Below are 24118 nucleotides of genomic sequence, written 5' to 3'. Positions count from 1 at the left end.
ACAAAAAGAGCCATAAGGCTCTTTTTGTGTTGTCTTGAAAAATTTAGCTTCAGAAAATCATTTTCCAGTTAGTCTACTATTTATACTTTTGAGTGAGCAAGCCAGCTTCATCCATTTCCTGGATGAGTTGCTTGAGTTCCGCTTCTTTACTAGGTTTCACGGTGACAGTATCAATATGCTTAATCGCCGAATTATCCTGAATATCTACCAAGGTCAAAGCTTTTTCATAGAATGCGACACCCTTTTTTAGGCTCTCCTGATCCTTCCAATATAGAATTGAGTAATTAGGATTTGGTTTCTTTCCGATTTCTTGTAAATAATTCCTACTTTCCTTCTCTAAAAATTGGGATAAACCATGATTGAACAAGTTATCCCCTACTTTATAGTAAGAAATATCTCCTGTCTGTAGAACATAGACTTTGAGTCGGTTTTTAGTGAGGTTTGGACTTTCTTTAAGGACGGGGTGGCTATTGATAACCTCGTCTGAGAAAGTCACATAAAAATCTAAGCCTCCTCCCTCATATTGATAACTTCCATTTGATTCTACTTTCTCAGGAGGCATGTCAAGGGAGATAAAGATTTGTTTTAAGGCTTCATTTCCTTCTCGGATGTCACTTGGTGAGGCCTTGAAAAGATTGGACAGTATTAGAAATACTAGGGCGACAAGAAGACAGAGGCCACCAGAAATAATTAGGATTACTCGCATCAGAACTTTTAAAAATTGTTTCAATTTTATTCCCTCCCTTTTCTGTTAGGAATTGGTAATCCAAGATGAATTTAAGGGGATATAAGGAAAGTTGGATGCTTTCTTTTTAGTTTTCTTCAGTTTCTCGTAGTTCTTTTATCACAGCAAGTCTTGCTTGGATGTCTTTTTCTAAGACTTTAAATTTGTAAGTGAGGTCTTCTTGGTATTCCTTGATGACTTCTTTTTGTTGATCGATAATTTGTAAGCTATTTTGGATAACATCTAAATCACCTTTGATTGCTTCAACGCGATCAGTTGTATCTAAAACTTCTTCGGTGATAACTTCGCGATTTTTAACGAGGAGGTAAGATCCGACTGCTGATCCAGCAAAAAGTAGTAAATTTGATAGTTTCATAGGAACTCCTTAAGCGTTTTTGATCGTTTCAGCGACTTGGGCAAGTTTGTCAAAGTCAGGTTCATGGGTGACAAAGTCAATTTTTAGGTCATCATCTGCACTATAACGAGGAACGAGGTGGACATGGGTATGAAAAACGGTTTGTCCAGCGACTTCTTCGCAGTTGGCGATGATATTCATGCCTTCAGCTTGAGTAGCCTTCATGACTTTTTGAGCAATGACTGGAATCTTTGCAAAGAGTTGGCTAGCGCTCGTCGCATCCATTTCTAAAAGGTTGCGATAGTGTTCTTTAGGTACGACCAAGGTATGACCAGGTGTTACTTGTGAGATATCAAGGAAGGCAAGAACTTGATCATCTTCGTAAACCTTTGATGCGGGAATCTCCCCTGCGATAATTTTACAAAAAATACAATCTGACATAAAAACCACCTCTAGTGTATTGAATTTTGATATAATATAGCTACATTATACCAGATTTGGAGAAAATATGTTAGAAATTAAAAACCTGACAGGTGGCTATGTTCATGTCCCTGTCTTGAAAGATGTGTCCTTTACAGTCGAGAGTGGACAGTTGGTCGGTTTGATTGGGCTCAATGGTGCAGGAAAATCAACGACCATCAATGAAATTATTGGACTTTTGACACCTTATAGTGGAGAAATAAACATCGACGGACTAACTTTAGGTGCCAATTCTCGAGAATATCGTCAGCAGATTGGTTATATTCCTGAAACTCCTAGTTTGTACGAGGAATTGACTCTCAGAGAGCATATTGAGACAGTTGCTATGGCCTATGGTATCGAGCAAAATCTAGCTTTTGAACGTGTAGAGCCGCTTTTAAAAATGTTCCGTTTGGATCAAAAATTGGATTGGTTCCCGGTTCATTTTTCCAAAGGGATGAAGCAAAAGGTTATGATTATCTGTGCCTTTGTCGTGGATCCTAGTCTCTTTATCGTAGACGAACCTTTCCTTGGTCTTGATCCTTTGGCGATTTCAGATTTGATTCAACTTCTAGAAGCGGAAAAGAAAAAAGGAAAGTCTATCCTTATGAGTACCCACGTTCTTGATTCTGCTGAAAAGATGTGTGACTCTTTTGTCATTCTTCACAAAGGTCAAGTAAGAGCCAAAGGAAATCTCCAACAACTCCGAGAAGCCTTTGATATGCCAGAAGCAAGCCTCAATGATATCTATTTGGCTCTGACCAAAGAGGAGGAGCTATGAAGGACTTGTTTTTAAAACGAAAGCAGGAATTTCGCAAGGAATGCTTGGGCTATCTCCGTTATGTGCTCAATGATCATTTTGTCTTATTTTTGTTGGTGTTGTTAGGATTTTTGGCCTACCAGTACAACCAGTTGCTCCAACACTTTCCTGAGAATCATTTCCCAATCCTAATTTTGATTGGGATGATATCTATTTTACTTTTGCTTTGGGGTGGTATTGCGACCTATCTTGAAGCGCCTGACAAACTATTTCTTTTAGTTGCTGAAGAAGAAGTGAGAGAACACATCCAGAAGCAAAGTCTGATTTCTTTCATCTTTTGGGTCAGTGTACAGACTCTCTTTTTGCTCCTGTTTGCGCCTTTATTCTTAGCCATGGGTCTTGGGTTGCCGATTTTTGGAGTCTATCTCCTTGTCTTGGGGATAGTAAAATATGTGATTTTTCGCCAAAAGTCTAGCAACTTTTTCCTTGGAAATGGACTTGACTGGGATTATGTCATTGCCCAGGAAAGCAAACGTAAGCAGTTCTTGCTTCGATTTTTTGCTCTCTTTACCCAGGTCAAGGGAATTTCAAATAGTGTTAAGCGTCGAGCTTATCTGGACTTTATCCTCAAGGGAGTTCAGAAAGTGCCAGGAAAAATCTGGCAGAATCTTTATCTCCGCTCCTATCTTAGAAATGGAGATTTATTCGCCCTTAGTCTGCGACTCATAATCCTATCTTTGACCGCTCTCATCTTCATTGAGCAATCTTGGATTGCAGTCGCAATTGTAATTTTATTCAATTATCTTTTGTTATTCCAGCTTCTAGCCCTCTATCATGCCTTTGACTATCAATATTTGACGCAATTATTCCCAGTAGGTACGGGGCAAAAAGAGAAAGGCTTGAAGGAAATTTTGAGAGCGATTGGGTTTTTTGTATTAATCTTGGAAAGTCTCATAGGATTGCTTGTTTTTAAGGACAAAATTCTTGTTCTAGCACTTGTGGGAGCAAGTCTTGTCTTGCAATTTCTTTATTTGCCGTATCAACTGAGAAGATTGGTTGACGAATAGCATAAAAATTAGTAGAATAATAAGGAAACTTTATTCGGAGGAAAGAAATGGACTTGGGTGATATTGAGCTAACGCTAACCCCGATATCTGGGAAGAGCGGAAAAGCTTATATGGGAAGTTATCCTGATGGAAAACGTGTTTTTATAAAAATGAATACTTCTCCAATCCTGCCTGGTTTAGCTAGAGAGCAAATTGCACCACAATTGCTCTGGAGTCGTCGTTTACCAGACGGCCGTGATATGTCCGCTCAGGAATGGTTGACAGGAAAAATTTTGACGCCAAGCGATATGAACCGTAAACAAATTATCGATATTTTGACACGTTTACACTGTTCACGTCCCTTAATGACCCAGTTGACACGATTGGGATATGCAATGGAAACACCTTCGGATTTACTTCAGTCATGGGTAAACAAGGCTCCGGATGCTTTAAAAAACAACCAGTATCTACGTATGGTTTTAGGTGATTTGCGTGAGAATCTTCCTGGTTTTAGGGAAGACTATGCAACCATAGTCCATGGGGATGTCCGTCATAGCAACTGGTTTGAGACAGAGAGTGGCTTGATTTATTTAGTAGATTGGGATTCCGTTCGCTTGACTGACCGTATGTTTGATGTGGCCTATCTGCTCTGTCACTATATTCCAGAGTATCAGTGGCAAGAATGGTTAGCTAATTATGGCTATAAGTATAATCAAACTGTCTTGAATAAGTTATATTGGTACGCTCAACTGTCATTTTTGAGCCTCATTACTAAATACTATGAAAATCAAGATTTGGATAATGTAAATCGGGAAATCTATGCTTTGCGTAGCTTCCGAGATAAGTATGGAAAGAAAAAATGAGAGTTAGAAATCGTAAAGGTGCAACAGAACTGCTAGAGGCTAATCCGCAGTACGTTGTTTTAAATCCCACAGAGGCTAAAGGTAAGTGGCGAGATTTGTTTGGCAATGACAATCCAATCCATGTAGAGGTGGGTAGTGGCAAAGGTGCTTTTGTAACAGGAATGGCCAAACAAAATCCGGATATCAACTATATCGGGATTGATATTCAGAAATCTGTATTAAGCTATGCTTTGGACAAGGTGCTAGAAGTTGGAGTTCCAAATATCAAACTTCTATGGGTTGATGGTTCAGAATTGACCAATTATTTTGAAGATGGTGAAATTGACCGCTTGTATTTGAATTTCTCGGATCCATGGCCTAAAAAACGCCATGAGAAGCGTCGTTTGACTTATAAGAGCTTCTTGGATACTTTCAAACGAATCTTACCTGAACACGGTGAAATTCATTTCAAGACAGATAATCGTGGCTTGTTTGAATATAGCTTAGTGAGTTTTTCACAATATGGCATGAAACTCAATGGCGTTTGGCTAGATTTGCATGCTAGTGATTTTGAAGGAAATGTCATGACTGAGTATGAGCAAAAGTTCTCAAGTAAGGGGCAAGTTATCTACCGACTTGAAGCAAAATTTTAAGAAAAAGCTTGAATCCAAGCTATTTGGGTGCTTATGCTTTACATTAGTACATAAAAGTGCTATACTATTAGCAAGAATATAAGAAAGAGAGGCGGGGAGATATCTTCGCCTCTTGCTTATGAGGAGGTGGACGCAATCGCAACGATCGTTGAATTAGTCAGAGAAGTCGTAGAACCTGTTATTGAAGCTCCTTTTGAACTCGTAGATATCGAGTATGGAAAGATTGGCAGTGACATGATTCTTAGTATTTTTGTAGACAAGCCTGAAGGAATCACCTTGAATGATACGGCAGACTTGACTGAAATTATCAGTCCTGTCCTAGATACTATCAAGCCGGATCCCTTCCCAGAACAATATTTCCTTGAAATTACCAGTCCAGGATTGGAGCGTCCTTTGAAAACCAAGGAAGCAGTCGCTGGAGCGGTTGGGAAATACATCCATGTCGGGCTCTATCAAGCCATCGATAAGCAAAAGGTTTTTGAAGGAACCTTGTTGTCCTTTGAAGAGGATGAGTTGACTATGGAATATATGGATAAAACGCGCAAGAAAACAGTCCAAATTCCATATAACTTGGTATCAAAAGCACGTTTAGCAGTAAAATTATAGAAAAGAAAGGATAGCTTTTGAGAATTCAAAAGTAAAAAGAACATGAGTAAAGAAATGCTAGAGGCCTTCCGCATTTTGGAAGAAGACAAGGGAATCAAGAAAGAAGATATCATCGACGCAGTAGTAGAATCACTTCGCTCTGCTTATCGTAGACGCTATGGTCAATCAGACAGCGTAGCTATCGACTTCAACGAAAAAACAGGTGACTTTACAGTCTACACTGTCCGCGAAGTTGTTGATGAAGTATTTGATAGCCGTTTGGAAATCAGTTTGAAAGATGCTCTTGCCATTAATTCAGCCTATGAGCTTGGTGACAAAATCAAATTTGAAGAAGCACCAGGAGAGTTTGGTCGTGTAGCAGCTCAGTCTGCGAAACAAACCATCATGGAAAAAATGCGCAAGCAAACACGTGCTATTACCTACAATACATACAAAGAACATGAACAAGAAATCATGTCAGGTACAGTAGAACGCTTTGACAACCGTTTCATCTATGTCAACCTTGGCAGTATCGAAGCCCAATTGTCAAAACAAGACCAAATTCCTGGAGAAGTTTTTGCTTCTCATGATCGTATCGAAGTCTATGTATACAAAGTTGAAGACAACCCTCGTGGAGTTAACGTCTTTGTTAGCCGTAGCCATCCAGAAATGATTAAACGCTTGATGGAACAAGAAATTCCAGAAGTTTACGACGGAACCGTTGAAATCATGAGCGTAGCCCGTGAAGCAGGTGATCGTACGAAAGTTGCTGTTCGTAGCCACAATCCTAACGTTGATGCTATCGGAACAATCGTTGGACGTGGTGGTGCTAACATCAAGAAAATCACTAGCAAATTCCACCCAGCTCGCTACGATGCTAAGAGCGACCGCATGGTACCTGTAGAAGAAAACATCGACGTTATCGAGTGGGTAGCAGATCCAGCTGAGTTTATCTACAATGCCATTGCTCCTGCAGAAGTTGACCAAGTTATCTTTGATGAAAACGATAGCAAGCGTGCCTTGGTCGTCGTTCCAGATAACAAACTATCTCTTGCAATCGGTCGTCGTGGACAAAACGTTCGCTTGGCAGCTCACTTGACTGGATACCGTATCGATATCAAGTCTGCAAGTGAATTTGAAGCTATGGAAGAAGCAGGTCAAGTTGATTTCGCTGATACAGACGAATTGACAGAAGAATAAAAGCTGCAAGAGGAGGGAAAGATGAAAACAAGAAAAATCCCTTTGCGCAAGTCTGTTGTTTCTAACGAGGTGATCGATAAGCGAGATTTACTTCGTATTGTCAAGAACAAAGAAGGAGAGGTCTTTATCGACCCGACAGGCAAGGCTAATGGCCGTGGCGCTTATATCAAGCTAGACAATGCAGAAGCCCTAGAGGCTAAAAAGAAAAAAGTCTTTAACCGTAGCTTTAACATGGAAGTTGAAGAAAGTTTTTATGACGAGTTGATCGCTTATGTTGATCACAAAGTAAAAAGAAGAGAGTTAGGACTTGAATAAGCAAAAAGTAAGTAATCTCTTGGGACTTGCTCAACGAGCAGGGAAAATTATCTCGGGTGAAGAAATGGTTGTCAAAGCCATTCAGGAACAGAAAGCTAAGCTGGTATTTCTAGCGCATGATGCTGCTCCCAACCTGACCAAGAAGATTCAAGATAAAAGTCACTATTATCAAGTAGAAGTTGTAACCGTGTTTTCAACACTGGAATTAAGCATAGCAGTTGGAAAATCAAGAAAGGTTCTGGCTGTGACAGATGCTGGATTTACAAAGAAAATGAGGTCTCTTATGGAATAGAAGAGGAGGACATGATTTGTCTAAGAAAAGATTGTACGAAATCGCAAAAGAACTTGGAAAAGAAAGTAAGGAAGTTGTAGCGCGTGCAAAAGAGTTGGGCTTGGAGGTGAAGAGCCACTCGTCAAGCGTTGAAGTTGCTGCTGCTGAAAAAATCGTTGCTAGTTTTAAGCCTGCTGCTCCTAAAGCAGAAGCAAAACCTGTAGCACCAAAAGCAAATGAAGCGAAGGTGGAAAGTAAACCAGCTACGCCAGCAACTCCAAAGGAAGAAAAAGTTGTAGCTGCTAGACCACAAAGCCGAAACTTTAAGGCGGAACGTGAAGCGCGTGCCAAAGAGCAAGCAGAGCGACGCAAGCAAAACAAGGGAAACAACCGTGACCAACAACAAAACGGGAACCGTCAAAAAAATGACAACCGTAATGGTGGAAAACCTGGTCAAGGAAACCGCGACAACCGTCGTTTTAATGATCAAGGGAAGAAACCACAAGGTCAAGAAAATCGTGGCAATGATTATCGTCAACAAACTGATAATCGTCCCAAACAAGCTGGTCCACGTATTGATTTCAAGGCTCGTGCAGCAGCCCTGAAGGCAGAACAAAATGCCGAATACGCACGCTCAAGCGAGGAACGTTTCAAACAGTCACAAGCAGCTAAAGAAGCTTTTGCTCAAGCTAATAAACGCAAAGAACCAGAGGAAATCTTTGAAGAAGCTGCTAAGCTAGCTGAACAAACTCAGCAAGTGGTCGAAGTAGCTCCTGTAGTCAAAGAGCCTGTAGTGGATACACGTCGTAAAAAACAAGCCCGACCAGACAAAGATCGTGATGATTACGATCGTGAAGAAGATGGTCCTAGAAAACAACAAAAGAATCGAAGTAGTCAGAATCAAGTGAGAAATCAAAGAAATAGTAACTGGAATAACAATAAGAAAAATAAAAAAGGCAACAAACAAAACAATCGTAATCAGGCTCCAAAACCTATTACAGAACGTAAATTCCATGAATTGCCAACAGAATTTGAATATACAGATGGTATGACTGTTGCGGAAATCGCAAAACGTATCAAACGTGAACCAGCTGAGATTGTTAAGAAACTATTTATGATGGGCGTTATGGCCACTCAAAACCAATCTTTGGATGGGGAAACAATTGAACTCCTCATGGTTGATTACGGAATTGAAGCTAAACAAAAGGTTGAAGTGGACAATGCCGATATCGAACGTTTCTTCGTAGAAGATGATTATCTGAATGAAGACCAACTAGTGGAACGTCCACCAGTTGTAACCATCATGGGACACGTTGACCATGGTAAAACAACCCTTTTGGATACTCTACGTAATTCACGTGTTGCGACAGGAGAAGCTGGTGGTATCACTCAGCATATCGGTGCCTATCAGATTGAGGAAAATGGTAAGAAGATTACCTTCCTTGATACACCAGGACACGCGGCCTTTACTTCCATGCGTGCACGTGGTGCTTCTGTTACCGACATTACTATCCTAGTCGTAGCGGCAGATGACGGGGTTATGCCTCAGACTATCGAAGCCATTAACCACTCAAAAGCGGCTAATGTTCCAATCATCGTTGCCATTAACAAGATTGATAAACCAGGTGCAAACCCAGAGCGCGTTATCGGTGAATTGGCTGAACACGGTGTTATGTCAACAGCTTGGGGTGGAGATTCTGAGTTTGTAGAAATCTCAGCTAAATTCAACCAAAATATCGATGAACTCTTAGAAACTGTCCTTCTTGTAGCTGAAATCCAAGAACTCAAAGCAGATCCAACAGTTCGTGCCATCGGTACTGTTATTGAAGCTCGCTTGGATAAAGGAAAAGGTGCGGTTGCAACCCTCCTTGTACAACAAGGTACTTTGAACGTTCAAGACCCAATCGTTGTCGGAAATACCTTCGGTCGTGTACGTGCCATGACCAATGACCTTGGACGTCGTGTGAAGGTGGCTGGACCATCTACTCCGGTTTCTATCACTGGTTTGAACGAAGCGCCAATGGCGGGTGACCACTTTGCTGTATACGAAGATGAAAAATCTGCTCGTGCAGCTGGTGAAGAACGTGCTAAACGTGCTCTTATGAAGCAACGTCAAGCTACTCAACGTGTCAGCCTAGAAAATCTATTTGACACTCTTAAAGCTGGTGAACTTAAATCTGTTAACGTCATCATCAAAGCCGATGTACAAGGTTCAGTTGAAGCCCTTGCTGCTTCCCTTCAAAAGATTGATGTGGAAGGTGTGAAAGTTACCATCGTCCACTCAGCAGTTGGTGCTATCAACGAATCTGACGTGACTCTTGCTGAAGCTTCAAATGCCTTTATCATTGGTTTCAACGTACGTCCTACACCACAAGCTCGTCAACAAGCAGAAGCAGACGATGTAGAAATCCGTCTCCACAGCATTATCTACAAGGTTATCGAAGAGATGGAAGAAGCTATGAAAGGGATGCTTGATCCAGAATTCGAAGAAAAAGTTATCGGTGAAGCTATCATCCGTGAAACCTTCAAAGTGTCTAAAGTCGGAACAATCGGTGGATTTATGGTTACTAGCGGTAAAGTTACCCGTGACTCTAAAGTCCGTGTTATTCGTGACGGAGTCGTTATTTACGACGGTGAACTTGCAAGCTTGAAACACTATAAAGATGACGTCAAAGAAGTTACAAACGGCCGTGAAGGTGGTCTCATGATTGATGGCTACAATGATATCAAGATGGATGATGTGATTGAGGCCTACATCATGGAAGAAATCAAACGATAAGATTTTTGCTCCTTTCTTAGGTGGTGAGGGACGCAAGCAAACCGATGGTTTCATTGCTTATTTTTGAGCCTGAGGTCTCAAAAATCCCCTGTGATGGGCCTGATAAATCAGTTCCATCACTTTCACTACAGCGAAAGAAGCAGGTGAGTTCAAATTGCACTTTGTTCCAATTTGAACTGAAAATCAGTAAGTTTAAAAATAGCTAGGTCTGCTGGCCTAGCTTTTGGTTCAATAGAGAGGAAGGAATAGCATGGGAAATCATTTCCGTACGGACCGTGTGGGCATGGAAATCAAGCGTGAAGTCAATGAGATTTTACAAAAGAAAGTCCGTGATCCGCGTGTCCAAGGAGTGACCATCACAGATGTTCAGATGCTTGGTGATTTATCAATGGCCAAGGTTTACTACACTATTTTGAGTAACCTTGCCTCAGATAATCAAAAAGCTCAAATTGGGCTTGAAAAAGCAACCGGAACTATCAAACGTGAACTTGGTCGCAATTTGAAATTGTATAAAATTCCAGACTTAACTTTCGTTAAAGACGAATCCATCGAGTATGGAAACAAGATTGACGAGATGCTACGCAATCTGGATAAGAACTAAGAAAGAGGGGCAACCCTCTTTTTTGTTTTAAAAACGAGGACTCTGCTTTACTAAAATCTTATCAAGAAAAAATGAGTTCAGAAAATTTCTTTTCAAGAATAAATGTGATATGATATAGTTCAAAATTGAAAGCAGAAGAGAAAACAACAATATGTCTAAACAAGATTTAGCTTTGCAAGTATTGCAACAAGTCGTGAAACTCCCTGTTGTGAAAGTTGATCGGTCAAAATTTTTAGTAGATAAATTTTCCAAACTATTGGATCCAAATGATATTCCTAGATTATTAGAAGAGGGCCCAACAGCCTTATTGTCTCAAGATGTTTTAGATAAAGTTGCCGATTCTTGTATTAAGGATAATGTTCTATTGGCGAGTGGAACTTCTGTTCTTGCAGGTATACCTGGAGGACTAGCTCTAGCAATCACTATTCCAACAGATGTTGCTCAGTTTTATGCCTTTTCATTAAAATTGGCCCAAGAATTGGGATATATTTATGGTTATGATGATCTTTGGGCTTCACGAAATGAATTGAGTGAAGAAGCTAAAAATACACTCTTACTCTATCTCGGAGTTATGCTTGGAGTCAATAGTGCTGGAGCCCTTCTTCGATCTGGTGGAGTTTCGGTTGCTAAACATGTCATGAAGACAGTTCCTCAGAAGGCTTTGGTTAAGACTTTGTGGTATCCTATTTTAGAAAAAATCCTGAAAATTTTTGGTGTTACCCTTACAAAGGGAGGCTTAGCAAAAGGGATGGGAAAAGTGATTCCTATTCTAGGTGGAGTAATTTCAGGTGGTTTAACCTATACAACTATGAAACCGATGGGTAAAAGTTTGCAAAGAGAATTATCCAAACTAGTCAATTACAGCGAAGTTCAATATCAAAGAGATGTGGAAACTATTCGAAAAGAAGCAGAAATCATCGAAGCAGAGTAATAGGAAGAAACTAGCAGACTTGTACTGCTAGTTTTTTTATCCTAGTCCTTGTGGTATAATAAAAAGAGAAAATCCAGTGTGAGAACAGAATGGAGGTTGTGATGGATAATATTATTGACGTATCTATTCCCGTTGCGGAAGTGGTGGATAAACATCCAGAAGTTTTAGATATTTTAGTTGAGCTTGGTTTTAAACCTCTTGCAAATCCCTTGATGCGAAATACGGTTGGGCGTAAAGTATCGCTTAAACAAGGCTCAAAGCTTGAAGGGACTCCTATGGATAAGATTGTGCGTACACTTGAAGCAAATGGTTACGAAGTGATCGGGTTAGACTAATGACAGATGAACGTATTCATATCCTGCGGGATATTTTATTAGAATTGCATAATGGAGCCTCTCCAGAGTCCGTTCAGGAACGCTTTGATGCGACCTTTACAGGTGTATCTGCTATTGAGATTTCCCTTATGGAGCACGAGTTGATGAACTCTGACTCAGGCGTAACCTTTGAAGATGTCATGGAACTCTGTGATGTGCATGCCAATCTTTTTAAAAATGCTGTTAAGGGCGTCGAAGTTGAGGATACTGAGCATCCTGGTCATCCCGTGCGTGTCTTTAAAGATGAAAATCTAGCTCTCCGTGCTGCCTTGATTCGGGTCCGTAGATTGCTCTCGACTTATGAATCTGTGGACGACGAGGAAATGCTGGCGGAGATGCGTAAGGGTTTGGTGCGTCAGATGGGGCTTGTTGGTCAATTTGATATTCACTACCAGCGCAAGGAAGAGCTCTTCTTTCCTGTCATGGAACGTTATGGCCATGATTCACCTCCCAAAGTTATGTGGGGAGTGGATGATCAGATTAGGGAGCTCTTTCAAACAGCTTTAGTGGCAGCTAAGTCGCTCCCAGAAGTACCGATTTCCGTCGTAAAGGAAGCTTTTGAAACTTTTGCGACAGAGTTTGAAAGTATGATATTTAAGGAAGAATCAATCCTTCTCATGATTCTGCTCGAATCCTTTACCCAGGATGACTGGATTCAGATTGCCGAGGAAAGTGACGCCTATGGATATGCCATTATCCGTCCGTCTGAGAAATGGATTCCAGAACGTCAAAGTTTTGTTGAGGAAAAAAGTGTAGAAGAACCAACTCAGCCAGAAACTGTAGATGGACAAGTTCAGCAAGTGATTGATACACCAGAAGGTCAGTTTACTATCACCTTTACACCAAAGGAAAAGGAAACGGTGCTAGATCGCAATAGTCAGCAGGCTTTTGGCAATGGCTATCTCTCAGTTGAGCAGGCAAATCTTATCCTTAATCATTTGCCGATGGAGATTACCTTTGTTAATAAGGATGATATCTTCCAATATTATAACGATAATACGCCAGCAGATGAGATGATTTTCAAGAGGACACCGTCTCAAGTTGGACGAAATGTCGAACTCTGCCACCCGCCAAAATATTTGGATAAAGTCAAAACGATTATGCAAGGTCTTCGTGAAGGGAAAAAAGACAAGTACGAGATGTGGTTCAAGTCAGAGTCACGAGGCAAGTTTGTCCATATCACTTATGCTGCGGTACACGATGAAGATGGAGAGTTTCAAGGAGTCTTGGAATATGTTCAGAACATCCAACCCTACCGTGAGATTGATACAGACTTTTTCCGTGGATTAGAATAAGGAGAAAAAATGAGTTACGAGCAAGAATTTATGAAGGAATTTGAAGCCTGGGTTAATACTCAGATTATGATCAATGATATGGCTCTTAAGGAAAGTCAAAAGGTCTATGAAGAAGATCAAGATGAGCGCGCTAAAGATGCCATGATTCGCTATGAGAGTCGTTTGGATGCCTACCAGTTCTTACTAGGTAAATTTGAAAACTTCAAGGCAGGCAAGGGATTCCATGATTTACCAGAAGGTTTGTTTGGCGAAAGAAATTATTAATGTTTAGAAATTAGAAAGGGGAGTGGGACTCCCTTTTTCATTGTTCCTTGAGCCTTTTTGTGTTACAATGTTAGCATGAAAACGAAAAATATTATTAAAACAGGTTTAGTCGTGGCAGGGCTTGGAGCACTTGCCTTTGGTGCTAAGAAAGTAGCTGATGATCACAAACTCATGAAGACACAGGAAGAGTTAACTGCTATTGTGCGTGACTATTTCTCAGAAATGGGTGAGATTGGGACTCTCTATGTCCAAGTATACGAAAGTAGCCTAGAACGTCTTGTTGGTGGTGTCATTTTTGAAGATGGTCGTCACTATACATTTGTCTATGAAGATGAAGATCTCATCTACGAGGAGGAAGTCTTATGATTTCTCCTAAGAGTTTAGAAGAATTAGCGGATTTAGTAGAGCAGGATGGCAAGAAGGTTTTCCTTTTTGTTGCGGATTGGTGTGGCGATTGCCGTTATATCTATCCTGCCTTGCCAGAGATTGAAGAGGCAAATCCAGAGTTCACTTTTATACGGGTAGACCGTGATGAGTACATGGAACTTGCTAAACTTTGGGATGTATACGGGATTCCAAGTCTTGTTGTTTTAGACAAGGACAAGGAAATTGGACGTTTTGTCAATCGTGACCGTAAAACCAAGGGTCAAATCAATGACTTTTTAGCAAGTTTGAAATAGGAGAAAAGAATGATTTTTACATACAATAAAAAATATGTCGGCGATGTCCTTATGGTCATCGTGAAAAACAGTGGTGATGCCAAGCTAGATGTTGAGCGTAAAGGTAATGTAGCGCGTGTTTTCCTAAAGGAAACTGGTGAAACTGTCGCATGGAACATTTTTGAAGTTTCTAGCATGTTTGAAATCGCTGAGCACGGGCAAGTCTTTTTAACTGACGACCAAGTAGCTCGTTTGAACCAAGAATTGCAAGAAGAAGGGTTTGCTGAAGAAATCATCAACGACAAGGAACCAAAATTTGTGGTTGGAGAAATTGTAGAAATGGTTGCACATCCAGATAGTGACCACCTCAATATCTGCCAAGTTGCTGTTGGGAATGACAAAACAGTACAAATCGTTGCTGGTGCTCCCAATGCACGTGTTGGTTTGAAAACCATTGTCGCTCTTCCTGGGGCCATGATGCCAAAAGGCAATCTCATTTTCCCAGGCGAACTTCGTGGGGAAAAGAGTTTTGGTATGATGTGTAGTCCTCGTGAACTTGCCTTGCCAAATGCTCCCCAAAAACGTGGTGTCATTGAATTATCAGACGACCAGGTAGTTGGAACACCCTTTGACCCAGCTACACACTGGACTGCTTAATCACTAAAAGTGATTTATAATCTTTGCTTGAGGAAAATAGGATGGCAAAAAATGTAGTCATTACAGGTGCAACATCAGGTATCGGTGAAGCCATTGCGCGTGCATATCTAGAGAAAGGTGAGAATGTTGTACTCACAGGGCGTCGAACAGAAAGACTCCAAGCTCTCCAAGCTGAGTTTGTAGAAGCATTTCCAAATCAAAAAGTCTGGACCTTTCCGTTAGATGTTACAGATATGAGCATGGTAAAGACTGTTTGTTCAGAAATTTTAGAAACTGTAGGTCAGGTTGATATCTTGGTCAATAATGCTGGACTTGCTCTCGGTTTATCGCCTTATCAGGGACTCGAAGCCTTGCAGGCGCAAGATATCGCAGATACTGTAGTTTATGTGACCAGTCAACCACGACGAGTACAAATCACCGACATGACTATCATGGCCAATCAACAAGCAACTGGATTTATGATTCATAGAGATTAATATTATTTAAAAAAAGTTACAAATCTTGTAACTTTTTTTCTTTTCCTTCGAATTGATAAGTAGGAGGATGAAAAATGTATAATAAAGTTATTCTTATTGGAAGAATCGTTGCTACACCAGAATTGCACAAAACCAACAATGACAAGTCAGTGGCTCGTGCGACTATTGCTATTAACCGTCGTTTCAAAGACCAAAATGGGGAACGTGAAGCTGACTTCATTAACATTGTTGTCTGGGGGAAACTTGCTGAAACTTTGGCTAGCTATGCAAGCAAAGGTAGTCTCATTTCTGTAGACGGGGAGCTTCGTACCCGTAAGTTCGAGAAGAATCGTCAGACCAACTATGTGACCGAAGTTCTCGCTACAGGCTTCCAACTTTTAGAAAGTCGTGCCCAACGTGCTATGCGTGAAAATAATGCAGGCCAAGACTTAGCAGATCTTGTTTTGGAAGAGGAGGAACTTCCCTTTTAAAATGATATGAGGCTGGGACAAAAGTCCTAGCCTCTCAATTGTCTTTGGGTTGTCGAGCAAGGCGCAGTGGTTGAGTGGGCTCTACTACGCTGATTTCATCAGCTTTTACAGCCCTACTCAACTGTGCGGAGGTGGGACGACGAAATCGAATTCTAACGAATTACCGATTTCTGTCCCACTCTCTTTTTTATGCTATAAATCAGACTTTTTTCTTGACTATTTTTGACCAAGTGATACAATAGAACTATGGTTTAGCACTCATATACAAAGAGTGCTAATGATGATTGTATTATGGAGGAAGACAAATGTTGAAACCATTAGGTGACCGTGTGGTCTTAAAAATTGAAGAAAAAGAAGCAACTGTTGGGGGATTCGTCCTCGCAAAATCAGCCCAAGAAGAAACGAAAACAGCTACTGTAGTGGCTACTGGACAAGGTGTTCGTACCTTGAGCGGTGAGTTAGTCGCTCCAAGTGTAAAAGCTGGAGATCATGTTTTAGTTGAAGCTCATGCGGGTATTGATGTTAAAGATGGGGATGAAAAATACCTCATCGTGGGTGAATCTAGTATCTTGGCAATTATCGAAGAATAAAAGGAGAAAGTAAGTATGGCAAAAGACATTAAATTTTCATCAGACGCTCGTTCAGCTATGGTTCGTGGCGTTGATATTCTAGCAGATACTGTTAAAGTAACTTTGGGACCTAAAGGTCGTAACGTTGTGCTTGAAAAATCATTTGGTTCTCCATTGATTACCAACGACGGTGTAACAATCGCCAAAGAAATCGAGTTAGAAGACCATTTTGAAAATATGGGTGCCAAATTGGTATCAGAAGTAGCTTCTAAGACGAATGATATTGCTGGTGACGGAACAACTACTGCAACTGTCTTGACTCAGGCTATCGTTCGTGAAGGAATCAAAAACGTAACTGCCGGTGCAAATCCAATTGGTATCCGCCGAGGGATTGAAACAGCAGTTGCTGCAGCAGTAGAAGCTTTGAAGAATACGGCTATCCCTGTTGCTAACAAAGAAGCGATTGCGCAGGTCGCTGCCGTTTCATCTCGTTCTGAAAAAGTTGGTGAATACATTTCTGAAGCCATGGAAAAAGTTGGGAAAGACGGAGTTATCACTATTGAAGAATCACGTGGTATGGAAACCGAGCTTGAAGTGGTAGAAGGAATGCAATTTGACCGTGGTTATCTATCACAGTACATGGTGACAGATAATGAAAAAATGGTCGCAGACCTTGAAAATCCGTACATTTTAATCACTGACAAGAAGATTTCAAATATCCAAGAAATCTTGCCACTTCTAGAAAGTATTCTTCAAAGCAGCCGTCCGCTCTTGATTATTGCAGATGATGTTGATGGTGAAGCTCTGCCAACCCTTGTCTTGAATAAGATTCGTGGGACTTTCAACGTAGTTGCTGTTAAGGCTCCTGGTTTCGGTGATCGTCGTAAAGCTATGCTAGAAGATATCGCCATCTTGACAGGTGGAACTGTTATCACTGAAGACCTTGGTCTTGAGTTAAAAGATGCTACCATAGAAGCTTTAGGGCAAGCAGCTAAAGTGTCTGTAGATAAAGATAGCACAGTCATTGTTGAAGGTGCAGGAAATCCTGAAGCGATTGCTAACCGTGTAGCTGTCATCAAGTCTCAAATCGAAACAACAACTTCAGAATTCGACCGTGAAAAACTCCAAGAACGCTTGGCTAAATTATCAGGTGGAGTAGCAGTTATCAAGGTCGGTGCTGCAACTGAAACTGAATTGAAAGAGATGAAACTCCGTATCGAAGATGCCCTTAACGCTACTCGTGCAGCAGTAGAAGAAGGTATTGTTGCAGGTGGGGGTACTGCCTTAGTGAATGTTATTCCAGCTGTTGAAGATTTAGAATTGACAGGTGATGAAGCAACAGGACGTAGCATTGTTCTTCGTGCCTTGGAAGAACCAGTTCGCCAAATTGCCTACAATGCAGGCTATGAAGGTTCAATCGTTATCGATCGTTTGAAAAATGCAGAAGCTGGTACAGGCTTCAACGCTGCAACAGGTGAATGGGTCAACATGATTGAAGCAGGTATTATCGATCCTGTTAAGGTTAGCCGTTCAGCCCTTCAAAACGCAGCTTCAGTAGCAAGTCTTATCTTGACAACAGAAGCAGTTGTGGCTAACAAACCAGAACCTGTAGCACCAGCTCCAGCTATGGATCCATCAATGATGGGTGGTTACTAGAGAATATAAAAATAACAGGTAGAGATGAAAGATTTTCTACCTATTTTTTTACATGAAATGCAAAAGAGGAAGTTATGCTTCCTCTTGTTTATTTTATGGTTTGATAACTTCAGCTCCACCCATGTATGGACGAAGGACTTCAGGAATAGTAACAGAACCATCTTCGTTTTGATAGTTTTCAAGAATAGCAGCAACGGTACGTCCAACAGCAAGTCCAGAACCGTTCAAGGTGTGAAGGATTTTCACCTTGCCATCGGCTTCATCACGGTAGCGAATTTGGGCACGACGTGCTTGGAAATCTTCTGTATTTGAACAGCTTGAAATTTCACGGTAGGTATTTTGTGCTGGGATCCAAACTTCCAAGTCGTAAGTCTTAGCAGCTGAGAAGCCCATATCTCCTGTAGAAAGAGCCATGACACGGTATGGCAAGTTGAGTTTTTGAAGGATGTTTTCAGCGTTAGCTGTCATCTTTTCTAGTTCTTCGTACGATTCTTCAGGTTTAGCAAATTTCACCATTTCTACCTTGTGGAATTGGTGCAAACGAATCAAGCCACGAGTATCGCGACCAGCAGAGCCAGCTTCAGAACGGAATGATGGACTCATAGCAGTAAAGTAGATTGGCAGTTCCTTACCATCAATGATTTCATCACGGTAGTAGTTAGTCAAAGGTACTTCAGCTGTAGGAATGAGGACATAGTTGGTATCGCTGATCTCAAAAGTATCTTCCTTAAATTTTGGATATTGGCCAGTACCAAACATAGAATCATGGTTAACCATGTAAGGGGTGATGACTTCAGTATAACCTTCCTTACCATGCTCATCTAGCATAAAGTTGTAGATGGCACGTTCTAAGCGAGCTCCGAGGCCTTTATAGAAGAGGAAACGAGCTCCAGTGACTTTTCCACCACGTTCCCAGTCAAGAATACCAAGGTCTTCTCCGAGATCCCAGTGGGCTTTTGGTTCAAAGTCAAACTCACGAGGAGTTCCCCAACGGCGAACTTCTACGTTATCATCTTCGTCTGCTCCAATAGGAACACTATCAGCTGGGATGTTTGGAAGAGTAGTGGTAAATTCTGTCAATTTAGCATCGATTTCAGCTAATTCTGCATCGAGTGCTTTGACTTCGGCAGATAGGGTTTGCATGGCAGCAATCTTATCATCGGCATTTTCCTTGTTGCGCTTAGCTTGAGCAATTTCAGCAGAAACCGTGTTACGCTCTGCCTTGAGGGTTTCAACCTTAACCAAGATGTCACGACGTTTAGCATCGATTTCTTTCATCTCGTTCAAGATAGCAGCATCTACACCACGTGTAGCCAATTTTTCTGCGACAGCATCAAAGTCTGTACGAATACGTTTGATATCTAGCATATAAACTCCTTTATGAAAAAAGCACACCTGACAAAGCGTTGGAGTGGCAGAGCCACGGTTCCATCCAACTTCACAGGTGTGCACTTGATTCTGTATTTGATTTAAAACAACGGTAGAATTTCACCTATCTCTCCTATCTGCTCGCAGCATCCGCAGACTTTCTGGAAGAAGAGGATAACCTACTTATCCGTTTCTATGATTATACTAAACTTTCTATTTTTTTGCAAATAGATTTTTGATTTTACGACCGATGATTTGGAGTAAGGTTGGAAGCTTCACAACCTTTTCATTTCCGATTTTTTCCCGAGCAATTTTAAGAATTTTTCCGGAGTCTTTTGAGGCAAAGAGGAATTTTCCTTGGTCTGTAAAAACTTCAAAATGACGACTAACCTTACGGCCTGAAACATTGGCTCCGATTTGATTAACGCTAGACCATGGGATTTGAATATAATCCTCAATATTGCGATCCGAGTAAAACTCCAAGGCTTGGTCTCCTACCAGAAATTTTCCAACTTTTCCTTGTATAGAGAGGTAAGAAGTTCCAGTAGTTTGTAAGTCAACGACTTTATTGAGAGATTGTGCCATGTTTAGTCTTCCTTATTTTCACCGAAAAATGCTTGGTAGAGAGCCTTAAGGGCCGCTTTTTCTTGGTCTTTGTGGACAACGAACATGATAGAAACTTCACTAGAACCTTGTGACATCATTTGAATGTTGATATTGTTTTCAGATAAGGCACGAGTGGCTGTAGCAGTTACCCCGATATGGCGCTTCATTTTTTCGCCAACAATCATGATGATAGACAGGTCATGTTCGATTTCTGCATGGTCAACTTCAGCTTTTTGAACAAGTTGACGAAGGATTTCTTCTTCTTTAATAGGAGTTAATTCTCGTGAACGTAAAATGATAGATAGGTCATCGATACCAGTTGGCATATGTTCCCAACCAATATTCAGGTCTTCTAGAATTTGAAGTACTTTACGACCAAAACCAACTTCGCGGTTCATGAGGTACTTAGACATATTGATGCTGACAAATCCAGAATCACCAGCAATCCCCACTACTGGGAATTCATCACTGCTGTGTTTCAGAACGATGCGAGTACCTGGATGGTCAGGATTGTTAGTATTTTTGATAACCAAAGGAATTTTTCCGCGGTAGGCCGGAAGGAGAGCTTCGTCATGGAGCACTGAGAATCCTGCATAGGCTAACTCACGCATCTCACGGTAGGTTAATTCTGGAATCGAGTGTGGTTTATGAATAATACCAGGATGGGCAGCAAAAATTCCGTCAACATCAGTAAAGTTCTCATAAAGGTCTGCTTTGACCCCCGCAGCAATGATGGAACCTGTGATATCAGAACCACCACGTGAGAAGGTACAGATTTGATTCTCTTTAGTCACACCGAAGAATCCAGGGATAACGAGAACTTCTGTACCATTATTGAGTTCTTCGATTTTATCATAACTTGAAGGAATGATACGAGCATTTCCGGGTTCGCTTGTTACAACAATACCAGCTTCTCGCGGATGAACATAGCGAGCTTCTAATCCATTTTGGTTAAAGTAAGCTGCAATGAGTTTAGCGTTGTTATTTTCCCCTGCAGCAAGGAAGGTATCGTAAAGAAATTCATTGTTTTCAATTGGAAGGGTAGCGAGAGTTCGGATGCTTTTAGAGATTCGTTCTAAAACAGCTGGTTTAAGTCCTAGTTCGCTAACCATTGAAGCGTAACGATCGATAATCCAATTTTGACTAGCACTGATATCATTTCCTGCTACATAATCACGATAATATTTAATCAAAGCATCCGTAACCTTGGTATCTTTAGCATCGCGCTTTCCTGGTGCAGATACAACTACAAAACGACGTTCAGGGTCACTTTTTACAATGTTTAAAACCTTTTTCAATTGGCTTGCAGAGGCGAGTGAACTTCCTCCAAATTTTACAACCTTCATAAGAACTCCTCAGTTAGTATTTTATACGATTATAGCAGAAAGAAGGGCTTTTTTCAATCTGCAATAGGAAAGGCTACATCTTATTAGAGGTCTGGACATGATTAGCTTAACTTAGTTATTTTTAGTATAGAAAATACCCTTAAAAAATCGGCTGATACACTTTTATACAATTTTTACTTGTATAATTAAAAAGAAAAAGATATACTTTGAAGATAAAATAATTTAATCAGCTTTTTAAATTAAAGGAGTGGCTATGAATCATATTATCTTTCAAATTCAAGACGATTTAGCGGTGATTACTTTAAATCGTCCCGAGGTGGCAAATGGTTTCCATATTCCTATGTGTGAAGAAATTTTAGAAGCACTGGAATTAGCTGAAAAAGACGATTCTGTTTCATTTGTTCTCATCAATGCTGCTGGTAAGGTGTTTTCTGTCGGTGGCGATTTAGTTGAAATGAAACGTGCTGTCGATGAGGATGATATTGATTCCTTAACTCGAATTGCTGAATTGGTCAATACTATTTCTTATAAGATTAAACAGATTCCTAAACCTGTTATCATGGAGGTGGATGGAGCAGTTGCTGGAGCGGCAGCCAATATGGCCTTGGCAGTTGATTTCTGTATCGCATCTGACAAGTCTAAATTTATCCAGGCTTTTGTAGGTGTAGGATTGGCTCCTGACGCGGGTGGCTTATTCTTGCTGACAAGATCGCTCGGCGCAACTAGAGCAACTCAATTAGCTATGACTGGAGAAGCTTTCACCGCTGAAAAGGCAATGGAGGCAGGAGCTCTATATCGTCTATGTACTAGTGAACAATTAGAAAAAACAAGAGAACAATTGTTGAAGAAGTTGAGACGCGGTTCTTCAAATTCCTACGCTGCTATTAAGAAGCTAGTTTGGGAGAGTGAATTCAAACAGTGGCATGAATATGCTCAGCTTGAACTAGAATTGCAAAAATCACTTTCCTATACGGAAGATTTTAAAGAAGGTGTTCGTGCACATTCTGAGAGAAGACGTCCAAAATTTGTCGGGAAATAAAAAATACTTGCACTATTCTTTGAAGTTTGATATACTTTTCTTGTCAAATGTTTTGATTATTAAACTTTTTTGATAAAGGAGGGAAGAGAAATGGACTACCAACAAGTCAATGACTATTTAACATCAATTTTTAACAACGTCCTAGTGATCGAGGAAGTAAGTTTGCGAGGTAGTCGTTTCAAAGACATCTCTATCAAAGAAATGCACACGATTGATGTTATCGGTAAGTATCCAGAAGTGACTCCGAGTCAGGTGTCCAAAGAGTTAATGGTAACTCTAGGGACTGTGACAACGAGCTTAAACAATTTGGAGCGAAAAGGATACATCGAACGTATCCGTTCAGATCAAGATCGTCGTGTAGTACATCTGCATTTGACAAAGAAAGGTCGCCTCGTTCATCGTCTTCATAAACGTTTCCATAAGGCCATGGTCGAAAGAATTATCGAGGGCATGAGTCCTGAAGAGATTGAAGTTATGGGAAAAGGGTTGACTAATCTTTATCACTTTTTGGAGGATTTGAAGTAATGGCTTTTGCAAAAATAAGCCAGGTCGCTCATTATGCTCCAGAGCAGATTATCACTAACGAAGACTTGGCTCAGGTCATGGATACGAGTGATGAATGGATTTCAAGTCGGACAGGAATTAAAGAACGCCATATTTCCAAGACAGAATCAACAGGAGATCTAGCGACAGAGGTTGCAAGACAACTTCTAGAGAAGGCAGGGATTTCTGCTGAAGAGCTAGATTTCATCATTATATCGACGATGACACCTGACTCGATGATGCCCTCAACCGCAGCTCGTGTTCAGGCAAAGATTGGCGCTCATAAGGCTTTTGCCTATGATTTAACAGCTGCTTGTAGTGGATTTGTTTTTGCCCTATCGACTGCAGAAAAGTTCATTTCTTCAGGAACATATCGTAAGGGGCTGGTTATTGGTAGTGAGACCATGTCAAAATCTTTGGATTGGTCTGACCGCTCAACAGCTGTCTTGTTCGGAGATGGAGCTGGTGGTGTACTACTTGAGGCAAGTGACCAAAAACATTTCTTAGCTGAAAGTCTCAATAGCGATGGTTCTCGTGGTGAGTGTCTCACTTATGGACAGACAGGATTGATTTCACCATTTTCGATTCAAGAAGAACCAGATGTTTTCTTGAAAATGGATGGGAGAGCAGTTTTTGACTTTGCAATTCGAGACGTGGCTAAATCTATTAAACAGACCATCGAAAAAAGTCCAATATCAGCAGATGAACTCGATTATCTCTTGCTTCATCAAGCTAATATTCGAATTTTAGATAAGATGGCTAGAAAAATCGGTGTCGATCGTGACAAGCTTCCTGCTAATATGATGAAGTATGGAAATACTAGTGCGGCAAGTATCCCGATTTTACTTTCTGAGTGTGTAGAAGAAGGGCTCATCCATTTGGATGGTAGCCAAAAAGTTCTCTTGTCAGGTTTCGGTGGAGGTTTGACATGGGGCACACTTATTGTTACAATTTAGGTAATCATGTGGTGATCACATTGTTATAAAAAAACTATTTATTTTAAAGGAGTCTATCATGGCAGTATTTGAAAAAGTACAAGAAATTATCGTTGAAGAACTTGGAAAAGATGCATCAGAAGTAACACTTGAATCTACTTTTGATGATTTGGATGCAGATTCATTGGACTTGTTCCAAGTAATCTCAGAAATCGAAGACGCTTTTGATATCCAAATCGAAGCTGAAGACAACTTGAAAACAGTTGGCGACTTGGTTGCTTACGTTGAAGAGCAAACTAAATAATTAGAATAAATGAAGAAGGAGTAGGGGAGACCCGCT

At 40.7% G+C, this 24118-nt stretch carries 31 protein-coding genes; 25 read left to right on the top strand and 6 right to left on the bottom strand.

Annotation, left to right across the window (positions count from 1 at the left end; all coding sequences use genetic code 11):
- Positions 1 to 76: 76 nt before the first annotated feature.
- From ACESNQ_RS03320 to ACESNQ_RS03310, 3 genes are all read right to left on the bottom strand, one after another.
- Positions 77 to 730 (bottom strand): hypothetical protein, encoded by a 654-nt coding sequence (locus ACESNQ_RS03320; protein WP_373074992.1) that lies wholly within the window; start codon positions 728 to 730, stop codon positions 77 to 79.
- Positions 731 to 812: 82 nt separating this feature from the next.
- Positions 813 to 1100, bottom strand: a complete 288-nt coding sequence (locus tag ACESNQ_RS03315) for a hypothetical protein (protein ID WP_235083773.1) — start codon at positions 1098 to 1100, stop codon at positions 813 to 815.
- A 9-nt stretch (positions 1101 to 1109) separates the two neighbouring features.
- Positions 1110 to 1520, bottom strand: coding sequence for an HIT family protein (locus ACESNQ_RS03310; protein WP_373074990.1), 411 nt, complete (start codon positions 1518 to 1520; stop codon positions 1110 to 1112).
- 67 nt (positions 1521 to 1587) lie between these two features.
- Between ACESNQ_RS03310 and ACESNQ_RS03305 the strand changes: the two genes are divergently transcribed.
- The 21 genes from ACESNQ_RS03305 (at position 1588) to groL (ending at position 17941) form a co-directional block, all read left to right on the top strand.
- On the top strand, positions 1588 to 2319 hold the full coding sequence (locus ACESNQ_RS03305; RefSeq protein ID WP_373074988.1) for an ABC transporter ATP-binding protein: 732 nt from the start codon (positions 1588 to 1590) through the stop codon (positions 2317 to 2319).
- Complete coding sequence (locus tag ACESNQ_RS03300) at positions 2316 to 3365, top strand: ABC transporter permease (protein ID WP_373074986.1); 1050 nt, start codon at positions 2316 to 2318, stop codon at positions 3363 to 3365. Before ACESNQ_RS03305 ends, ACESNQ_RS03300 begins: the two co-directional genes overlap by 4 nt.
- Positions 3366 to 3412: 47 nt before the next feature.
- Positions 3413 to 4207 (top strand): cell cycle regulator CcrZ, encoded by a 795-nt coding sequence (gene ccrZ / locus ACESNQ_RS03295; RefSeq protein WP_024053516.1) that lies wholly within the window; start codon positions 3413 to 3415, stop codon positions 4205 to 4207.
- On the top strand, positions 4204 to 4839 hold the full coding sequence (gene trmB, locus ACESNQ_RS03290; RefSeq protein WP_373074984.1) for a tRNA (guanosine(46)-N7)-methyltransferase TrmB: 636 nt from the start codon (positions 4204 to 4206) through the stop codon (positions 4837 to 4839). The genes ccrZ and trmB overlap by 4 nt, the downstream gene beginning before the upstream one ends.
- Positions 4840 to 4965: 126 nt before the next feature.
- Positions 4966 to 5445: a ribosome maturation factor RimP gene (rimP, locus tag ACESNQ_RS03285; protein ID WP_004251813.1), complete on the top strand. Its 480-nt coding sequence runs from the start codon at positions 4966 to 4968 to the stop codon at positions 5443 to 5445.
- A gap of 42 nt (positions 5446 to 5487) precedes the next feature.
- Positions 5488 to 6624: a transcription termination factor NusA gene (gene nusA, locus ACESNQ_RS03280; RefSeq protein ID WP_006144963.1), complete on the top strand. Its 1137-nt coding sequence runs from the start codon at positions 5488 to 5490 to the stop codon at positions 6622 to 6624.
- A gap of 21 nt (positions 6625 to 6645) precedes the next feature.
- Positions 6646 to 6939, top strand: a complete 294-nt coding sequence (gene rnpM / locus ACESNQ_RS03275; protein WP_006144965.1) for an RNase P modulator RnpM — start codon at positions 6646 to 6648, stop codon at positions 6937 to 6939.
- Positions 6932 to 7231 carry a YlxQ-related RNA-binding protein gene (locus tag ACESNQ_RS03270; protein WP_178895425.1) on the top strand — a complete coding sequence of 100 codons (300 nt, stop codon included), beginning with the start codon at positions 6932 to 6934 and terminating at the stop codon, positions 7229 to 7231. The genes rnpM and ACESNQ_RS03270 overlap by 8 nt, the downstream gene beginning before the upstream one ends.
- A 16-nt stretch (positions 7232 to 7247) precedes the next feature.
- Positions 7248 to 9989 carry a translation initiation factor IF-2 gene (infB, locus tag ACESNQ_RS03265; protein WP_373074980.1) on the top strand — a complete coding sequence of 914 codons (2742 nt, stop codon included), beginning with the start codon at positions 7248 to 7250 and terminating at the stop codon, positions 9987 to 9989.
- A 250-nt stretch (positions 9990 to 10239) separates the two neighbouring features.
- Positions 10240 to 10590 carry a 30S ribosome-binding factor RbfA gene (gene rbfA, locus ACESNQ_RS03260; protein WP_373074978.1) on the top strand — a complete coding sequence of 117 codons (351 nt, stop codon included), beginning with the start codon at positions 10240 to 10242 and terminating at the stop codon, positions 10588 to 10590.
- A gap of 151 nt (positions 10591 to 10741) precedes the next feature.
- Positions 10742 to 11521, top strand: coding sequence for a hypothetical protein (locus ACESNQ_RS03255; protein WP_373074976.1), 780 nt, complete (start codon positions 10742 to 10744; stop codon positions 11519 to 11521).
- 101 nt (positions 11522 to 11622) lie between these two features.
- Positions 11623 to 11856 (top strand): DUF1858 domain-containing protein, encoded by a 234-nt coding sequence (locus ACESNQ_RS03250; protein ID WP_000368732.1) that lies wholly within the window; start codon positions 11623 to 11625, stop codon positions 11854 to 11856.
- Entirely contained in the window at positions 11856 to 13190 is a 1335-nt protein-coding gene (locus tag ACESNQ_RS03245) for a DUF438 domain-containing protein (RefSeq protein WP_373074974.1), read from the top strand. The genes ACESNQ_RS03250 and ACESNQ_RS03245 overlap by 1 nt, the downstream gene beginning before the upstream one ends.
- Before the next feature lie 9 nt (positions 13191 to 13199).
- Positions 13200 to 13454 carry a DUF1912 family protein gene (locus ACESNQ_RS03240; RefSeq protein ID WP_004251830.1) on the top strand — a complete coding sequence of 85 codons (255 nt, stop codon included), beginning with the start codon at positions 13200 to 13202 and terminating at the stop codon, positions 13452 to 13454.
- A 75-nt stretch (positions 13455 to 13529) separates the two neighbouring features.
- A complete protein-coding gene (locus tag ACESNQ_RS03235) occupies positions 13530 to 13820 on the top strand; it encodes a DUF4651 domain-containing protein (protein ID WP_024053819.1) in 291 nt (96 codons plus the stop codon).
- Positions 13817 to 14134, top strand: a complete 318-nt coding sequence (locus ACESNQ_RS03230; RefSeq protein WP_074324362.1) for a thioredoxin family protein — start codon at positions 13817 to 13819, stop codon at positions 14132 to 14134. The genes ACESNQ_RS03235 and ACESNQ_RS03230 overlap by 4 nt, the downstream gene beginning before the upstream one ends.
- A 9-nt stretch (positions 14135 to 14143) precedes the next feature.
- Entirely contained in the window at positions 14144 to 14770 is a 627-nt protein-coding gene (gene ytpR / locus ACESNQ_RS03225) for a YtpR family tRNA-binding protein (RefSeq protein WP_373074971.1), read from the top strand.
- Between the two features lie 41 nt (positions 14771 to 14811).
- Positions 14812 to 15246 (top strand): SDR family NAD(P)-dependent oxidoreductase, encoded by a 435-nt coding sequence (locus tag ACESNQ_RS03220; protein ID WP_373074969.1) that lies wholly within the window; start codon positions 14812 to 14814, stop codon positions 15244 to 15246.
- 74 nt (positions 15247 to 15320) lie between these two features.
- Positions 15321 to 15716: a single-stranded DNA-binding protein gene (locus tag ACESNQ_RS03215; RefSeq protein WP_373074967.1), complete on the top strand. Its 396-nt coding sequence runs from the start codon at positions 15321 to 15323 to the stop codon at positions 15714 to 15716.
- Positions 15717 to 16021: 305 nt separating this feature from the next.
- Positions 16022 to 16306, top strand: coding sequence for a co-chaperone GroES (gene groES, locus ACESNQ_RS03210; RefSeq protein WP_373074965.1), 285 nt, complete (start codon positions 16022 to 16024; stop codon positions 16304 to 16306).
- 15 nt (positions 16307 to 16321) lie between these two features.
- On the top strand, positions 16322 to 17941 hold the full coding sequence (gene groL / locus ACESNQ_RS03205; protein ID WP_223333653.1) for a chaperonin GroEL: 1620 nt from the start codon (positions 16322 to 16324) through the stop codon (positions 17939 to 17941).
- A 93-nt stretch (positions 17942 to 18034) separates the two neighbouring features.
- Here groL and serS read toward each other — a convergent pair whose 3' ends face one another.
- From serS to ACESNQ_RS03190, 3 genes are all read right to left on the bottom strand, one after another.
- Positions 18035 to 19309: a serine--tRNA ligase gene (gene serS / locus ACESNQ_RS03200; protein ID WP_373074963.1), complete on the bottom strand. Its 1275-nt coding sequence runs from the start codon at positions 19307 to 19309 to the stop codon at positions 18035 to 18037.
- A 213-nt stretch (positions 19310 to 19522) separates the two neighbouring features.
- Positions 19523 to 19894: a DUF956 family protein gene (locus ACESNQ_RS03195; protein WP_004251868.1), complete on the bottom strand. Its 372-nt coding sequence runs from the start codon at positions 19892 to 19894 to the stop codon at positions 19523 to 19525.
- A 2-nt stretch (positions 19895 to 19896) separates the two neighbouring features.
- Complete coding sequence (locus ACESNQ_RS03190; RefSeq protein WP_373074960.1) at positions 19897 to 21261, bottom strand: aspartate kinase; 1365 nt, start codon at positions 21259 to 21261, stop codon at positions 19897 to 19899.
- A gap of 253 nt (positions 21262 to 21514) precedes the next feature.
- Here ACESNQ_RS03190 and ACESNQ_RS03185 point away from each other — a divergent pair, with 253 nt between their 5' ends.
- From ACESNQ_RS03185 to ACESNQ_RS03170, 4 genes are all read left to right on the top strand, one after another.
- Positions 21515 to 22300 carry an enoyl-CoA hydratase gene (locus ACESNQ_RS03185; RefSeq protein WP_373074958.1) on the top strand — a complete coding sequence of 262 codons (786 nt, stop codon included), beginning with the start codon at positions 21515 to 21517 and terminating at the stop codon, positions 22298 to 22300.
- A 90-nt stretch (positions 22301 to 22390) separates the two neighbouring features.
- Positions 22391 to 22825, top strand: a complete 435-nt coding sequence (gene fabT, locus ACESNQ_RS03180; RefSeq protein WP_004251873.1) for a fatty acid biosynthesis transcriptional regulator FabT — start codon at positions 22391 to 22393, stop codon at positions 22823 to 22825.
- On the top strand, positions 22825 to 23799 hold the full coding sequence (locus tag ACESNQ_RS03175) for a beta-ketoacyl-ACP synthase III (RefSeq protein WP_373074956.1): 975 nt from the start codon (positions 22825 to 22827) through the stop codon (positions 23797 to 23799). The genes fabT and ACESNQ_RS03175 overlap by 1 nt, the downstream gene beginning before the upstream one ends.
- Positions 23800 to 23857: 58 nt before the next feature.
- Positions 23858 to 24082 (top strand): acyl carrier protein, encoded by a 225-nt coding sequence (locus ACESNQ_RS03170; protein ID WP_000257840.1) that lies wholly within the window; start codon positions 23858 to 23860, stop codon positions 24080 to 24082.
- Positions 24083 to 24118: the final 36 nt, after the last annotated feature.

This window comes from Streptococcus infantis, from assembly GCF_964243025.1.
Lineage (GTDB): Bacteria > Bacillota > Bacilli > Lactobacillales > Streptococcaceae > Streptococcus > Streptococcus infantis_N.
The sequence above is the reverse complement of the archived record's forward strand: the minus strand, read 5'-3'. Positions and strand labels throughout refer to the sequence as shown.

Coding starts and splice junctions, on each gene's coding strand:
- ACESNQ_RS03315 (WP_235083773.1), bottom strand. CDS start 1,100: ATGAAACTATCAAATTTACTACTTTTTGCTGGATCAGCAGTCGGATCT.
- ACESNQ_RS03310 (WP_373074990.1), bottom strand. CDS start 1,520: ATGTCAGATTGTATTTTTTGTAAAATTATCGCAGGGGAGATTCCCGCA.
- ACESNQ_RS03305 (WP_373074988.1), top strand. CDS start 1,588: ATGTTAGAAATTAAAAACCTGACAGGTGGCTATGTTCATGTCCCTGTC.
- ACESNQ_RS03300 (WP_373074986.1), top strand. CDS start 2,316: ATGAAGGACTTGTTTTTAAAACGAAAGCAGGAATTTCGCAAGGAATGC.
- ccrZ (WP_024053516.1), top strand. CDS start 3,413: ATGGACTTGGGTGATATTGAGCTAACGCTAACCCCGATATCTGGGAAG.
- trmB (WP_373074984.1), top strand. CDS start 4,204: ATGAGAGTTAGAAATCGTAAAGGTGCAACAGAACTGCTAGAGGCTAAT.
- nusA (WP_006144963.1), top strand. CDS start 5,488: ATGAGTAAAGAAATGCTAGAGGCCTTCCGCATTTTGGAAGAAGACAAG.
- rnpM (WP_006144965.1), top strand. CDS start 6,646: ATGAAAACAAGAAAAATCCCTTTGCGCAAGTCTGTTGTTTCTAACGAG.
- rbfA (WP_373074978.1), top strand. CDS start 10,240: ATGGGAAATCATTTCCGTACGGACCGTGTGGGCATGGAAATCAAGCGT.
- ACESNQ_RS03255 (WP_373074976.1), top strand. CDS start 10,742: ATGTCTAAACAAGATTTAGCTTTGCAAGTATTGCAACAAGTCGTGAAA.
- ACESNQ_RS03250 (WP_000368732.1), top strand. CDS start 11,623: ATGGATAATATTATTGACGTATCTATTCCCGTTGCGGAAGTGGTGGAT.
- ACESNQ_RS03245 (WP_373074974.1), top strand. CDS start 11,856: ATGACAGATGAACGTATTCATATCCTGCGGGATATTTTATTAGAATTG.
- ACESNQ_RS03240 (WP_004251830.1), top strand. CDS start 13,200: ATGAGTTACGAGCAAGAATTTATGAAGGAATTTGAAGCCTGGGTTAAT.
- ACESNQ_RS03235 (WP_024053819.1), top strand. CDS start 13,530: ATGAAAACGAAAAATATTATTAAAACAGGTTTAGTCGTGGCAGGGCTT.
- ACESNQ_RS03230 (WP_074324362.1), top strand. CDS start 13,817: ATGATTTCTCCTAAGAGTTTAGAAGAATTAGCGGATTTAGTAGAGCAG.
- ytpR (WP_373074971.1), top strand. CDS start 14,144: ATGATTTTTACATACAATAAAAAATATGTCGGCGATGTCCTTATGGTC.
- ACESNQ_RS03220 (WP_373074969.1), top strand. CDS start 14,812: ATGGCAAAAAATGTAGTCATTACAGGTGCAACATCAGGTATCGGTGAA.
- ACESNQ_RS03215 (WP_373074967.1), top strand. CDS start 15,321: ATGTATAATAAAGTTATTCTTATTGGAAGAATCGTTGCTACACCAGAA.
- groES (WP_373074965.1), top strand. CDS start 16,022: ATGTTGAAACCATTAGGTGACCGTGTGGTCTTAAAAATTGAAGAAAAA.
- groL (WP_223333653.1), top strand. CDS start 16,322: ATGGCAAAAGACATTAAATTTTCATCAGACGCTCGTTCAGCTATGGTT.
- serS (WP_373074963.1), bottom strand. CDS start 19,309: ATGCTAGATATCAAACGTATTCGTACAGACTTTGATGCTGTCGCAGAA.
- ACESNQ_RS03195 (WP_004251868.1), bottom strand. CDS start 19,894: ATGGCACAATCTCTCAATAAAGTCGTTGACTTACAAACTACTGGAACT.
- ACESNQ_RS03190 (WP_373074960.1), bottom strand. CDS start 21,261: ATGAAGGTTGTAAAATTTGGAGGAAGTTCACTCGCCTCTGCAAGCCAA.
- ACESNQ_RS03185 (WP_373074958.1), top strand. CDS start 21,515: ATGAATCATATTATCTTTCAAATTCAAGACGATTTAGCGGTGATTACT.
- fabT (WP_004251873.1), top strand. CDS start 22,391: ATGGACTACCAACAAGTCAATGACTATTTAACATCAATTTTTAACAAC.
- ACESNQ_RS03175 (WP_373074956.1), top strand. CDS start 22,825: ATGGCTTTTGCAAAAATAAGCCAGGTCGCTCATTATGCTCCAGAGCAG.
- ACESNQ_RS03170 (WP_000257840.1), top strand. CDS start 23,858: ATGGCAGTATTTGAAAAAGTACAAGAAATTATCGTTGAAGAACTTGGA.